The sequence below is a fragment of the Arthrobacter sp. 05L44 genome, assembly GCF_056397605.1.
In genome coordinates this window covers 860204-872661 of the sequence record NZ_JBFTNS010000001.1, presented here as the reverse complement: position 1 = coordinate 872661, position 12458 = coordinate 860204, and the positions used below count along the sequence as shown (strand labels likewise).

The following is a 12458-nucleotide window of genomic DNA, read 5'->3' as shown; positions in this document are numbered from 1 at the left end:
ACATGACACTCATCAGCAGGATTGAAACCTTCCTCGTCGCGCCGCGGTGGCTTTTCGTTCGGATCGAAACGGACAGCGGCATCGTCGGCTGGGGCGAGGCCAGCTGCGAGGGCCGCAGCGAAACCGTGCGCACCGCCGTCGAACAGCTCTCCGAACTGCTCATGGGCAACGACGCCCTCCGCATCGAGGACCACTGGCAGGTCATGACCAAGGGCTCCTTCTACCGCGGCGGGCCCATCCTGGCCAGCGCGGTATCCGGCCTGGACCAAGCCCTGTGGGACATCGCCGGCAAGCACTTCAACACCCCCGTGCACCAGCTCCTGGGCGGCCACGTCCGCGACCGGATCCGGATGTACGGCTGGGTGGGCGGCGACGAACCCAACGAGGTGGCGGACCAGATCAGCGCGCAGCTGGAGGTCGGACTCACAGCGGTCAAGATGAACGCCAGCGGCCGGATGAGCCCGATCGCCTCCGTCGCGGAGCTCGACGGCGTCGTCCGCCGGGTCGCAGCCGCCCGCGAGGTCCTGGGCGAGCACCGCGACGTCGCCGTCGACTTCCACGGACGCTTCAGCCTGGCCAACGCCCGGCGGGTGGCGCCGCTGCTGGAACCGTACCGGCCGTTCTTCCTCGAAGAACCCGTGGTTCCGGAGAACACCCACCTGCTGCGGGAATTCACGTCCTCGACCACGACGCCGGTCTCCACCGGTGAGCGGCTCTACAGCCGGCAGGAATTCCTGCCCGCGCTGCAGGCCGGCATCGCCGTGGCCCAGCCGGACCTCTCCCACGCCGGCGGCATCACCGAGGTCCGCAAGATCGCCTCGCTCGCCGAAATCTACGAGGTCCAGCTGGCCCCGCACTGCCCCCTCGGACCGCTGGCCCTGGCCGCCTGCCTGCAGGTCGGTTTCGCCACCCCCAACTTCCTGATCCAGGAGCAAAGCATCGGCATCCACTACAACCAGGGCGCCGAGGTCCTGGACTACGTGGTGGACAAGACCCCGCTGAAGTTCGTTGACGGGCACATTGAACGGCTCACCGGACCGGGCCTTGGCATCGAGATCGACGAGGCGGTGGTCCGCGCCGCGGACAAACGCGGCCATGCCTGGCGCGGACCCGTCTGGCGCCACTCCGACGGCGCCTTCGCAGAATGGTGAACCACATGAGCACCGACATCACTCCCGAGCTCCTGCTGGCCGGGATCCGCGAGACCCGCCTGGTCGCGATCGTGCGCGGCACCGACGGCGGAGCCGCCGCCAAGGCGGCCCTGGTGGCCATGGAGGAGGGCTTCCGCTACGTCGAGATCGCCCTCACCACCCCGGGGGCGCTGGCCGCGATCAGCACCGTCCGGGCAACGGCACCCGCCGGCTGCTTCGTCGGGGCAGGCACCGTCCTCACCGCCGCCGATGTGGAGGACGTGGCCGGCGCCGGCGGCCAGTTTATGGTCACCCCGTCGTTGGCGGACTCCATCCAGGAATCCGCCCGGCTCGGCATCCCCATCCTGGCCGGGGCCCTGACACCCAGCGAGTCCTACGAAGCCATGAACCGCGGCGCCACCGCGGTGAAACTCTTCCCGGCCTCCATCGGCGGCCCCGGCTACCTGAAGGCGCTCCGCGATCCATTCCCCGACATCCCGTTCATCGCCGTCGGCGGGGTCGGGCTCGGCGAAGCCGCCGGGTACTGGAGCGCCGGCGCGATCGCCGTCGGACTCGGCGGCCCGCTGTTTGGCGACGCAGGCTCCGGCGGCGACCTCGAACCGGTCCGTGAGAGGGCCCGCGCCTTCGTCAGCCTCGCCGCGGAACACGGCCGGCAGGCCGACGCGCAATGAGCGTGGACCTGCTCACGCTCGGGGAATCCATGGTGTCCCTGCGTTCGGCCGGGCCGCTGTCCGCCGGCGGCAGCCTGGGCATGTACGTGGCCGGGGCGGAATCCAACGTGGCCGTCGGCGTCGCCCGGCTGGGCCACAGCGTCGCCTGGGCCGGAGTGCTCGGCGCCGATCCGCACGGCGAATTCATCCTGCGCCAGCTCCGCAGCGAGGGAATCGCGGTGCAGCACCGGGTGGACCCGGACCGGTCCACCGGCGTGATGTTCCTTGAACGGCGCACTGCGGACCTCAGCCGGGCATTCTACTACCGGGCAGGGTCCGCCGGGTCGACGATCAGCCGCGAGGACGTGGACCGGGCCTTCACCGCCGGACCCCGTGCCCTGCACCTGACCGGCATCACCGCCGCACTCAGCCCCGACGCCCGCCGCGCCGTCGAATATGCCGCCGCGCGGGCCGCCGCCGAGGGCCTGGTGGTCTCACTCGACGTCAACTACCGCAGCAAACTCTGGTCCCGCGACGAGGCCCGCTCCGTGCTGACCCCGCTGGCCCGGCACGCCACCGTTCTGGTCGCCTCCGACGACGAACTCGAGCTGGTTGCCGGCGGCCCCGCGGCCGGGGGAACCCGGGGAGACGACGCCGAGCAGGCCGCTGCCGCGGGACTCCTTCAGCAGGGGGTCCGCGAAGTGGTGGTCAAGCGCGGCGCTGCCGGAGCCGGCGTCTACACCGCGGACGGCCGCTGCGAAGCCCCCGCGGTTCCCGTGACAAGCGTCGATACCGTGGGCGCCGGGGATGCCTTCACCGCCGGCTACCTGTCCGCGCTGCTCGACGGCGGCGACGTCGCCGAACGCCTGCGCCGCGGAACCCTCGCCGGCGCCTTTGCCGTCAGCACCCACGGGGACTGTGACGGCCTGCCGAGCGCCGCCGAGCTTACCCTGCTGGATGCAGCCCCGGACGGCAGCACCCAACGCTAATACCCACCCCGCCCGGAATCCCTCCGGCCCACACCGAAAGCCTGGATCTGCTGTGAAAATCATTGCCGCTGAAGTCTTCGTGACAAGCCCCTCCCGTAACTTCGTGACGTTGCGGATCACCACCGAGGACGGTGTTACCGGCATCGGGGACGCGACGCTGAACGGGCGGGAACTCGCGGTGGCCGCTTACTTGAAAGAGCACGTCGCGCAGCTGCTGATCGGCAAGGATCCGCACCGGATCGAGGACACCTGGCAGTTCCTGTACCGGTCCTCCTACTGGCGCCGCGGGCCCGTGACCATGGCCGCCATCGCGGCGGTGGACATGGCCCTGTGGGACATCAAGGGCAAGCTGGCCGGGATGCCGGTCTACCAGCTGCTGGGCGGGGCGTCCCGGAACGGGCTGCGGGCCTACGGCCATGCGTCGGGTTCGGACCTGGAGTCCCTCTTCGACTCCGTCCGCGAGCACCTGGAGCTCGGCTACAAGTCCATCCGGATCCAGACCGCCGTGCCCGGGATCAAGGCCGTCTACGGCGTCGCGGCCCAGGCACAGGCCTCCGGGGAGCGGTACGACTACGAACCGGCCGGACGCGGGGCGTTCCCGCAGGAAGAGGACTGGGACACCCGGGCCTACCTGCGGCACCTGCCCATGGTGTTCGAAGCCGTCCGGAACGAGTTCGGCCCGGAGATCCCGCTGCTGCACGACGGCCACCACCGGATGACCCCGATCCAGGCCGCGAAGCTGGGCAAGGCCCTGGAGCCGTACGACCTCTTCTGGCTGGAAGACTGCACCCCGGCGGAGAACCAGGAGGCGCTGCGCCTGGTCCGCCAGCACACCACCACCCCGCTGGCGATCGGCGAAATCTTCAACACCGTGTACGACTACCAGACCATCATCAAAGAGCAGCTGATCGACTACGTCCGTGCCGCGTCCACGCATTTCGGCGGCATCAGCCCGTTGAAGAAGGTCATGGACTTCGCCGCCCAGTACCAGATCAAGTCCGGGTTCCACGGGCCGACCGATATTTCCCCGGTCGGGTTCGCCGCGCAGCTCCACGTGGGCCTGGCCATCCACAACTACGGCATCCAGGAATACATGCAGCACTCGGACAAGACCAACGAGGTCTTCGAGCAGTCCATGACGTTCGTGGACGGGTACCTGCACCCGGGGGACCAGCCCGGCATCGGCGTCGAGTTCAACGAGGAGGCCGCCGCTGCGTTCCCGTACCAGCAGGCCTACCTGCCCTACAACCGGCTCGTCGACGGCACGGTTCACGACTGGTAATAGTCCGCCACCGGCGGCGCAGCAAAACACTGCGGGGTCGTTAAGGCTTGCCGTCTAGTGGACGATTTCCCGGGTCATTCCGAAGGGAACCTGGTCCGAGAGTGCTGCCGTGTAGTGCCCGGGTTTGTGCCGTGTCAGCAGGATGCCGTGGGTGCCCGTCAGCATGGCCAGCCGCTGCAGCCCGAGGACGGCGTCATTGAGCCGGTCGTCCAGCAGGAGTCGGTTTTCGACCTGGATCTCGATGCAGTCGCTTGCTGTCGTCATCGCACTGTCTTTCCTGGAAGGGTGGCCGCGGCGTCCGCGGCTGAAGCGAGATTACGTCTCGTTTAAATGTGAGTCAAATCACCACGCGACGTGCCCGTGGGCCTAGGTCAGGACCGTGAATCCGGCCGACTGGTACCTCACCCCGTTGACCTGCGGCTGGACTGAATGAGCGCCGGGATGGTGGACCCGGGTGGTCATCTGGCGGAAGGCGTGACGCTTCGTGAACGTCTTCGATTCACCCGGCCCCAGGACGGCCGTCCCGAGCTTGAACACCTTGTCCGCGAGTGTGCCGTTGGCTTTGGCGTAGTGCACCACGTAGTCGACGGCGATGCGGGCCTCCGCTGACCCGGTGTTGGCCACATCGAAATCGAACCCCAGCTCGCCGGGCAGTTCCACCACAGCGCGGTCGAGCCGCAGGGCGGTGACGGTGAGCGAGGCCGGCGGGAAGCCCAGCAACTGCAGGGCGCCGGGATGGGCCTTCTTGATCAGGGTCCGCAGGCCGTGGCGGACCACCCTGGCCGTGTGGGCGTCCGGGGCGGCCATCCAGCCGGCGGCGGTGGCCACCACCTCCTCCGGGGCGTGGCGGGCGAGATCGTTCAGGTGGTTGGCCACCGACCGGCGGACATCCTCCACCGGGTCCCGGTACAGGGCGTCCAGGAGGGGCAGGGTGGCCTCCGGCCGGCCCGTGAGCCCGGGAACGCGGACTGCCCACGGCAGGTAGGGCCGGGTCCCCTCGCTGGCGAGCCGGCGGACATGCCAGCCGGGATGGCCGGTCCAGCCGGCCGCCACGGCAAGGGTGCGGTCGAGGTCTGCGGCCAGGAGCCGCCGGATCGCGAACTCGGACGTCAGGCGCGGGGTCAGCTCGGCCAGCAGGGACAGGCAGTCCTCGAAGTCTCCCGGCTCCGTCCCGGCGAGAGCCAGGGCGGCAGCCGCCTCGCTGACCGGCCAGATCATCCACCCGGTGAATTCCGGGTCCGCCAGCGCCCGGCGGAACACTGCGGCTGCCGGGGCGTATCCGGCGGGCAGGTCCTCAAGGAGTGCGCCGCTGAGCAGGTCGGTGCGCCCGCGCAGGCTCAGGTCATCAAGCTGCCGGGCAGCTCCGGCGAGGTGCGTGAACCCGGTGCCGGGGGAGGCCGCGGCGAGGATCCGCCCCAATGAGCCGACCACCCCCGGGTTGATCAGTTCATTCATAATGCCCATGGCCTCAGGGTACCGGCGGGTGCGGCGCGGGTGCGGCCGGAGCCCCGAAGCGGCCGCTGGCGGGAAACGGGGATATTCTTCACGGTGGGAATGTCAACACACGGTGCAGAGGCGGATGCGGGAATGGCAGAGCAAGAGACCGGGAAATCGTCCGGCTGGTGGCGGGTTTTCCACGACAAGTTTGTGGTGGAGGAGCGCTACATGGAGGCCGGTGCGCGCCGGAACCTGTACCGGACCGCCGTCGGACTGATGATCGTCGGCGCCGTGCTGTTCACCTTTATCCTGGTCAGCGTCCTGACGCACGGCGGGATCAGCGTCGTGGATGAGCCGGTGCGCTCCGGCCTGGTCACTCTCCGCGGTGAACCGACCACCACCATCATGATCATCCTGGCGATTGTCTTCGGCCCGATCGGGCTGCCCATCATCATCCTGGTGTTCACGGTCGCCTGGGGCTTGTTCGCCAAGCACGCCTGGCGGCCGATGGTCCTTGCCGGAGCGATGCTGACCGGCGTCATCCTGGCCCAGCTCATCGGGCATATCGTCGAGCGGCACCGTCCGCCGGTGGATCTTATGCTCTTCGGCGCGGACACCACGTTCTCCTTCCCGTCCGGACACGTCCTCGGGGCCTGTGACTTCCTGCTGGTCACAACGTTCCTGATCTTTTCCCGACGCTCGAACCCCAAGTCCGCCGTCGTGGGCTTCGTGGTGGCCGGCGTCGGCATTTTCTTCGCCGCAGTGAGCCGGCTCTACCTCGGCTATCACTGGACCACCGACGCCCTAGCGTCGTTGTCCATCTCCTTCGTGGTCCTCGGCGCAGTCATCCTGCTCGACACGTGGCGGACGGCCCGGATTGAGGGCGAGCCGATCACCGGGGAACTCTCCAAAGAGGAGAACGTCGCCGAGTAGTGGCGGCACGGCAGGGCGCCTGGCTGTTCAGCGCGCCCTGCTCCGCTTCAGCTCGGCCCGAAGCCTGGCGTTGGCGGCCTCCAGTTCCAGCACCTTGGCCACCCCCGCGAGGTTCAGGCCCTCCGCGAGGAGGCCGCTGATGCGCCGCAGCACCAACAGGTCCAGCTCGCTGTACTGCCGGGTGCCGCCGGCCGTGCGGTCCGGCGTGAGCAGTCCCTTGCGCTCGTACAGCCTGATGTTCTGCGGGCCGGTTCCGACCATTTGTGCCACGACGGAGATCGCGTAGACCCCGACGCCGGACTCCTGTGCCGCCATCTGCCGCCCTTTCGTTCCCGAAAAACCCCTTGCCTCAGTGTCGCACCGGTGCTATAAAAAATCTATATCCGCCACAACAGATAATCGATGGCCGGATACAGCGAAAATTTCGAGATCTCACATGAAGGAGTGGGAAATGATGTTGATGCGTACGGATCCGTTTCGTGAGCTGGACCGGCTGACCCAGCAGGTTTTTGGAACCACTGCGCGGCCCGCTGCCATGCCGATGGATGCTTGGCAGGAACAGGGCGAATTCGTCGTCGCCTTTGACCTCCCGGGCGTCAACGTCGACTCGGTGGATCTGGATATCGAACGCAACGTGCTCACCGTACGGGCCGAACGGGCCGACGCGACCCAGCCCAGCGTTGAGCTCATCGCCTCGGAGCGGCCCCGGGGAGTCTTCAGCCGCCAGCTCATCCTGGGCGACACGCTGGACACGGATGCAGTCAAGGCGACCTATGCCGACGGCGTCCTGACCCTGCGCATACCGGTCATGGAGAAAGCCAAGCCGCGGAAGATCGAGATCACCCACGCACGGGACGAACTGCAGGAAGTCGGACAATAGCGGCCGGCGGCGGCGCGGCGGTATCTTCCCCGCGCCGCCGCCGGTTCCCGCCGCCCGGGGGATAAGGAGTACAGCCATGAGCGCGTGGCGGCGCTACGATTCACACCTGATGCCGGTCTTCCATGAAAGGTTCGAAGAACGCTGGGGCGAGGGTACCGCTCCGTTCCTCGACCCGGAAGCGCACGAACTGCCCCTTCCGCGGGCGCAGTGGATCAACGTGGACACCGGGGCGGCCCTGGCCGTGGTGCCGGTCTGGGCCGCGGAGGACAGCCAGCACCGCTCATTCGGGGTGTTCTACCTGCCGCCGGCCGGGGACATCTGGGTGCTCCGGCCCGGGTTCACCGGCTACCTCGAGCCCGCGGCAGAGGACGGAGACCAGTTGCTGGGCCTGCGGAACGACGCCTTTAGGAAGGCGGTGGCCCACGCCAAGGAGTTCCTCTTCGGCACCGAGGCCGCTGGCTGAGGGCGGTGCGGCCACGGCACGCGGACCATGCTGACGCGCCGTGTGTGGCGCGGGCTCCCGGCGGGGCCTAAAATCAATCCACTACCAGCGCAACTGCATAGGGGATCCGCCAATGAACGCTTCCGCCCACGACCTGGCCGCACTGCTGCCATCCGGTTTCACCATGGGCGTGGCGACCGCCGCCTTCCAGATCGAGGGGGCGCTGGACGAGGACGGCCGCGGACCCTCCGGCTGGGACATGTTCGCCGCGAAGCCCGGCACGATTGTCGATGACCACAGCCCCGCCATGGCCTGCGACCACTACCACCGGATGCCCGAAGACGTGGCCCTGATGAAGGACCTGGGCATCGACTCCTACCGGTTCTCGCTGTCCTGGCCGCGGATCCAGCCCGGCGGCAGCGGCCCGGTCAATCCCAAGGGCCTGGACTTCTACGACCGGCTGATCGACCTGCTGCTGGCCAACGGCATCGCACCGATGGCCACGCTCTACCACTGGGATACCCCGCTGGAACTGGACGAGGCCGGCGGCTGGATGAACCGGGACACCGCCTACCGGCTGGGGGAGTTCGCCGCGATTGCCGCCGCAGCCTACGGGGACCGGGTGGCCCGCTGGGTAACCATCAACGAACCGGCCACCGTCAGCGCCAACGGCTACATGCTGGGCGTGCATTCCCCGGGTGAAGCCCACATGCTCAAGGCCCTCCCCAGCGTCCACCACCAGCTGCTGGGCCACGGGTTGGCGATGCAGGCACTGCGGGCGGCCAAGGTTCCCGGCGAAATCGGCCTGACCAACGTGTATTCGCCGATGGTCCCCGCCACCGTCAACCCGCTGGACAAGGTCAGTGCGGGCCTGATGGACATGGCACAGAACCGCCTCTACGCTGACCCCGTGCTGCTGGGCAAGTACCCGGACGCCATCCGTGCCGCCACCTTCTTCTCCTCCTTCAGCCCGTCCAAGGAGGACATGGAGCTGATCTCGCAGCCGCTGGATTTCTACGGGCTGAACTATTACATGCCTACCCGCGTGGCTGCCGGGCCCGGTGAGGGCACCGTGCCGGAGGGGATGGCGGAAGCCATGGGGAACGACCTCAACGGCGGAGGCGGCGCCACCCCGTTCCACGTCGAGAGTTTCCCGGACACCGAGATCACCGCCTATGGCTGGCCGATCAAGCCGGACTACATGGCCGTGGCGCTCGCGGAAATGGCCGAACGCTACCCGGAACTGCCGCCGGTCTACATCACCGAGGGCGGTGCGAGCTTCGAAGACCTGGAGATCCACGACGCCGAAGGCCGGCTGGTGGTCCCGGATGAGCGCCGCGTGCGGTACCTCGCCGAGCACATCGGCGCGGCCATCGAGGCGACCTCGCCCGGCGGCGCCGCAGAGTCGATCGACCTGCGCGGTTATTACATCTGGTCCCTGATGGACAACTTTGAATGGTCCGCCGGCTACAAGCAGCAGTTCGGCCTGCTTCACGTGGACCGTGACACCATGGCGCGCACGCCCAAAGCGTCCTTCTACTGGCTCCGGGAACTGATGGCCGCCCGGTCGAAGGCTGCAGCCGCCGTCGTCGAACCTGCCGTAGAGCCGGCCCCAGCCGCTGAACCAGCCGCCGTCGTCGAACCCCCGGCCGCCGGCGCGGAACCGGCCGCAGCAGGCTAAAGGATGTCGAGCTCCTGCAGACGGGTAGCCATGCCGGCGCCGTCCGGCGAGTAGACCCACGGGACCGCTGAACCGGTGTGGTCGCCGCTCTCCGAGTGGCCGCCGGCCAGCACGGCCTCGCCCGCGGAGAGCTGGCGGATGCCGATGGCCGCCACCTTGTCGCCGTGGTCCCGGGCGAACTGCGAATAGATCGCCTCGTCGTGCTGGCCGTTGTCGCCAAAGAGAAGCCAGCGCATGTTGGGGAACTCCTTGGCCAGCAGTTCCAGGTTCCGGCGCTTGTGGTCCTGGCCGCTGCGGAACCAGCGGTCGTGGGTCAGGCCCCAGTCGGTCAGCAGCAGGGTGCCGGAGGGGTACATGTTGCGGGTGATGAAGCGGGCCAGGGTGGGGGCCGCGTTCCACGGGCCCGTGGAAAGGTAGATCACCGGCGCCTCGGGATGCTCCACCCGCAGCCGGTCCATCAGGACCGCCATGCCGGGGGTCGCCATCCGGGCCCGTTCGTTGAGGACGAACGTGTTCCACAGCGCCAGGAACGGCCGGGGAAGGGCCGTGACCATAATCGTGTCGTCAATGTCGGAGACGATGCCCAGGGTGGTCTCGGGCGCGATGACGTAGATCTTTGCCTCCGCCGGCTCCGTGCCCGCGGCGCGCAGCACTGCCGTGTGCCAGCCGGGGGCAAGCGCCACCGGCACCACGGTGTCCACCAGGCCGCCGCGGTCGGCCTGGACCCGGGTGGTGGTGCCGCCGATCTCGATGTCCACATCCACGAATTGGATGGGGACGGACGTGAACGCGCGCCAGCCGCGGATGTTCTGGTTGCCGTTCTGCGCCGCCTGCTCGGCCCGGCTGCCGGGCGTCGGTTTGCTGGTGAGCAGCACCCGGCCCAGGACCCGCACCCACTCGGTGGACCCGTACCCCTGGTAGGCGATGGTCTGCGGGGCGAACTTCCAGCGCCTCGCCATTTTCAGCCGGAGGTGGTTGACGGTATCCGAGACCAGATGGGCGAACCTGAACGCCTGGCTGCCCGAGATCTTCCGGGGCTGCGTTGGTTCCTGCCGGGGTTCCTGCGACGCCATGTCCATGCCTCCACTCTTTCACAGGGCAGCGGGCCGCGGACCACCGGCACGGAGCGGCACGGCCACCCGTGGCCCTGTGGCGCGGGGTCGTATGGCACTGTAAGACCCATGGCACGCATCGAGGATTACGCAATGGTGGGCGACCTCCACACCGCCGCTCTGATCAGCACCGAAGGCTCCATCGACTGGCTCTGCCTGCCCCGCTTCGACTCGCCGGCGTGTTTCAACGCCCTGCTGGACACACCCGAGGCCGGCCGCTGGCTCCTCGCACCGGCCTCCGGCGGCGAATGCACGCGGCGCGGCTACCGCGAGAACAGCCTGATCCTGGAGACCGAATGGGAAACCCCGGACGGCAAGGTCAAAGTGATCGACTTTATGTCACCGCGCGACGGCGCGGCGGACATTGTGCGGATCGTCGAAGGCATCCGCGGGAGCGTGCCGATGCGCGGCGAACTTTCGCTGCGCTTCGATTACGGCGAAATCGTCCCGTGGGTCCGCCACGACCAGCACGGCATCCACGCGGTGGCCGGCCCGGATGCCGCCTATCTGGTCACCGATGCCCCGCTCCGGGGCGAGCACATGCAGACCGCCAGCGAGTTCACCGTCACGGCTGGCCAGCGGATTCCCTTCGTGCTGACCTGGGCGCCCAGCCACCTCGGCCGTCCGCGGGCGGTGGACCCGGAAGGCGTACTCGCCGCCACCGAATCCTTCTGGCAGGAGTGGTCCGACAAATGCAAAATCACCGGTCCGTACCGCGAGCCCGTACTGCGTTCACTCATCACCCTCAAGGCCCTCACGTACGCCCCCACCGGCGGGATCGTGGCGGCGGTCACCACGTCCCTGCCGGAGGAAATAGGCGGCCAGCGCAACTGGGACTACCGCTATTGCTGGCTTCGGGACGCGACCCTGACCCTCCAGGCGCTGCTCGCCTCCGGCTACTCCGAGGAAGCCGCGGCCTGGCGCGACTGGCTGCTCCGGGCCGTCGCGGGCGACCCGGCCGACCTGCAGATCATGTACGGCCTCCATGGCGAGCGCCGGCTCCCGGAGACCACCATCGACTGGCTGGCCGGCTACGAGGGGTCGGCGCCGGTGCGGATCGGCAACGCCGCGGCCGGGCAGCTGCAGCTGGACGTCTGGGGCGAGGTGCTGGACTGCCTGGCCCTGACCCGGAGCGCACTGCTGCAGGACGGCGACGACGCCTGGGATGTCCAGATCGCCCTTATGGAGCACCTGGAGACGGCGTGGGACCAGCCGGACAACGGGCTCTGGGAGATGCGGGGTCCGCGCCGGCATTTCACCCACTCGAAGGTCATGGCCTGGGTGGCGGCGGACCGGATGGTCAAGGGCGTGCGGGACTTCGGCCTCCCCGGCCCCGCGGACCGCTGGGAAAAACTCCGTGACACCATCCACGCTGACGTGATGGCCCACGGGTTCGACGCCGGGCGCAACACCTTCGTCCAGTCGTACGGGCGTCCGGAGCTGGACGCCAGCCTCTTGTTGATCCCGCGTGTGGGCTTCCTGCCGCCCGACGACCCCCGAGTGGTGGGCACCATCGACGCCGTCCAGCGCGAATTGACCCACGACGGTTTTGTCCTGCGCTACCGGCCGGAGAAGAGCGACGACGGGGTTCCCGGCGGCGAGGGCGTCTTCCTCGCCTGCTCCTTCTGGCTGGTGGAGGCGCTGCTCGGGGCGGGCCGGCGGCGGGAGGCGAAAGAGCTCTTCGAGCGGCTGGTGGCGTTGCGCAACGACGTCGGACTCCTCAGTGAAGAGTGGGACGTCTCGGCGGCGCGGCAACTCGGGAACACACCCCAGGCCTTCAGCCATTTCGCGCTGGTGCGGAGCGCGCTCCAGCTTCAGGAGGCCGCCCGCTGACCTGAACGACGGCCCGCGGGCTGCCGCCGGAACCTGACTTTTCTCCAGAGCTTAGATAAGTATACTTA

Annotated in this window: 13 protein-coding genes; 9 read left to right on the top strand and 4 right to left on the bottom strand. The window is 68.6% G+C overall.

Annotated features, from left to right (window positions below; translation table 11 throughout):
- The first annotated feature begins 2 nt into the window (after positions 1–2).
- From dgoD to manD, 4 genes are read left to right on the top strand one after another with little or no spacing between them, the layout of a single operon-like run.
- The gene (gene dgoD, locus AC1DHY_RS04045; RefSeq protein ID WP_476879722.1) at positions 3–1151 is read left to right on the top strand and encodes a galactonate dehydratase; all 1149 of its coding nucleotides are present in this window, start codon (positions 3–5) and stop codon (positions 1149–1151) included.
- Positions 1152–1156: 5 nt separating this feature from the next.
- Positions 1157–1822, top strand: a complete 666-nt coding sequence (locus AC1DHY_RS04040; RefSeq protein WP_476879723.1) for a bifunctional 4-hydroxy-2-oxoglutarate aldolase/2-dehydro-3-deoxy-phosphogluconate aldolase — start codon at positions 1157–1159, stop codon at positions 1820–1822.
- On the top strand, positions 1819–2790 hold the full coding sequence (locus AC1DHY_RS04035) for a sugar kinase (protein ID WP_476879724.1): 972 nt from the start codon (positions 1819–1821) through the stop codon (positions 2788–2790). Before AC1DHY_RS04040 ends, AC1DHY_RS04035 begins: the two co-directional genes overlap by 4 nt.
- 52 nt (positions 2791–2842) lie before the next feature.
- Positions 2843–4072, top strand: a complete 1230-nt coding sequence (manD, locus tag AC1DHY_RS04030) for a D-mannonate dehydratase ManD (protein WP_476879725.1) — start codon at positions 2843–2845, stop codon at positions 4070–4072.
- 54 nt (positions 4073–4126) lie between these two features.
- On the opposite strand, the gene AC1DHY_RS04025 is transcribed toward manD, so the two are convergent.
- Both AC1DHY_RS04025 and AC1DHY_RS04020 read right to left on the bottom strand, forming a co-directional pair.
- Positions 4127–4336 (bottom strand): hypothetical protein, encoded by a 210-nt coding sequence (locus AC1DHY_RS04025; RefSeq protein ID WP_476879726.1) that lies wholly within the window; start codon positions 4334–4336, stop codon positions 4127–4129.
- 102 nt (positions 4337–4438) lie between these two features.
- Positions 4439–5536, bottom strand: coding sequence for a DNA alkylation repair protein (locus AC1DHY_RS04020; protein ID WP_476879727.1), 1098 nt, complete (start codon positions 5534–5536; stop codon positions 4439–4441).
- A 123-nt stretch (positions 5537–5659) separates the two neighbouring features.
- On the opposite strand from AC1DHY_RS04020, the gene AC1DHY_RS04015 reads away from it, so the two are divergent.
- Positions 5660–6442 (top strand): phosphatase PAP2 family protein, encoded by a 783-nt coding sequence (locus tag AC1DHY_RS04015; RefSeq protein ID WP_476879728.1) that lies wholly within the window; start codon positions 5660–5662, stop codon positions 6440–6442.
- Between the two features lie 27 nt (positions 6443–6469).
- On the opposite strand, the gene AC1DHY_RS04010 is transcribed toward AC1DHY_RS04015, so the two are convergent.
- Entirely contained in the window at positions 6470–6757 is a 288-nt protein-coding gene (locus tag AC1DHY_RS04010) for a MerR family transcriptional regulator (protein ID WP_476879729.1), read from the bottom strand.
- Between the two features lie 139 nt (positions 6758–6896).
- Here AC1DHY_RS04010 and AC1DHY_RS04005 point away from each other — a divergent pair, with 139 nt between their 5' ends.
- The 3 genes from AC1DHY_RS04005 to AC1DHY_RS03995 all read left to right on the top strand — a co-directional run bounded on the left by AC1DHY_RS04005 (position 6897) and on the right by AC1DHY_RS03995 (position 9445).
- A complete protein-coding gene (locus tag AC1DHY_RS04005) occupies positions 6897–7322 on the top strand; it encodes an Hsp20/alpha crystallin family protein (protein WP_476879734.1) in 426 nt (141 codons plus the stop codon).
- Between the two features lie 76 nt (positions 7323–7398).
- The gene (locus tag AC1DHY_RS04000) at positions 7399–7785 is read left to right on the top strand and encodes a hypothetical protein (protein WP_476879730.1); all 387 of its coding nucleotides are present in this window, start codon (positions 7399–7401) and stop codon (positions 7783–7785) included.
- Between the two features lie 112 nt (positions 7786–7897).
- The gene (locus AC1DHY_RS03995) at positions 7898–9445 is read left to right on the top strand and encodes a GH1 family beta-glucosidase (protein ID WP_476879731.1); all 1548 of its coding nucleotides are present in this window, start codon (positions 7898–7900) and stop codon (positions 9443–9445) included.
- On the opposite strand, the gene AC1DHY_RS03990 is transcribed toward AC1DHY_RS03995, so the two are convergent.
- On the bottom strand, positions 9442–10524 hold the full coding sequence (locus AC1DHY_RS03990) for an App1 family protein (protein WP_476879732.1): 1083 nt from the start codon (positions 10522–10524) through the stop codon (positions 9442–9444). The genes AC1DHY_RS03995 and AC1DHY_RS03990 overlap by 4 nt on opposite strands.
- 102 nt (positions 10525–10626) lie before the next feature.
- Between AC1DHY_RS03990 and AC1DHY_RS03985 the strand changes: the two genes are divergently transcribed.
- Entirely contained in the window at positions 10627–12390 is a 1764-nt protein-coding gene (locus tag AC1DHY_RS03985) for a glycoside hydrolase family 15 protein (RefSeq protein ID WP_476879733.1), read from the top strand.
- The last annotated feature ends 68 nt before the right edge of the window (positions 12391–12458 follow it).

Excerpts from the sequence above, each read along its gene's own strand:
- AC1DHY_RS04020 (WP_476879727.1), bottom strand. The coding sequence starts at position 5,536 with ATGGGCATTATGAATGAACTGATCAACCCGGGGGTGGTCGGCTCATTG.
- AC1DHY_RS04010 (WP_476879729.1), bottom strand. The coding sequence starts at position 6,757 with ATGGCGGCACAGGAGTCCGGCGTCGGGGTCTACGCGATCTCCGTCGTG.
- AC1DHY_RS04035 (WP_476879724.1), top strand. The coding sequence starts at position 1,819 with ATGAGCGTGGACCTGCTCACGCTCGGGGAATCCATGGTGTCCCTGCGT.
- AC1DHY_RS03990 (WP_476879732.1), bottom strand. The coding sequence starts at position 10,524 with ATGGACATGGCGTCGCAGGAACCCCGGCAGGAACCAACGCAGCCCCGG.
- AC1DHY_RS04040 (WP_476879723.1), top strand. The coding sequence starts at position 1,157 with ATGAGCACCGACATCACTCCCGAGCTCCTGCTGGCCGGGATCCGCGAG.
- AC1DHY_RS03985 (WP_476879733.1), top strand. The coding sequence starts at position 10,627 with ATGGCACGCATCGAGGATTACGCAATGGTGGGCGACCTCCACACCGCC.
- AC1DHY_RS04015 (WP_476879728.1), top strand. The coding sequence starts at position 5,660 with ATGGCAGAGCAAGAGACCGGGAAATCGTCCGGCTGGTGGCGGGTTTTC.
- dgoD (WP_476879722.1), top strand. The coding sequence starts at position 3 with ATGACACTCATCAGCAGGATTGAAACCTTCCTCGTCGCGCCGCGGTGG.
- AC1DHY_RS03995 (WP_476879731.1), top strand. The coding sequence starts at position 7,898 with ATGAACGCTTCCGCCCACGACCTGGCCGCACTGCTGCCATCCGGTTTC.
- AC1DHY_RS04025 (WP_476879726.1), bottom strand. The coding sequence starts at position 4,336 with ATGACGACAGCAAGCGACTGCATCGAGATCCAGGTCGAAAACCGACTC.
- AC1DHY_RS04000 (WP_476879730.1), top strand. The coding sequence starts at position 7,399 with ATGAGCGCGTGGCGGCGCTACGATTCACACCTGATGCCGGTCTTCCAT.
- AC1DHY_RS04005 (WP_476879734.1), top strand. The coding sequence starts at position 6,897 with ATGTTGATGCGTACGGATCCGTTTCGTGAGCTGGACCGGCTGACCCAG.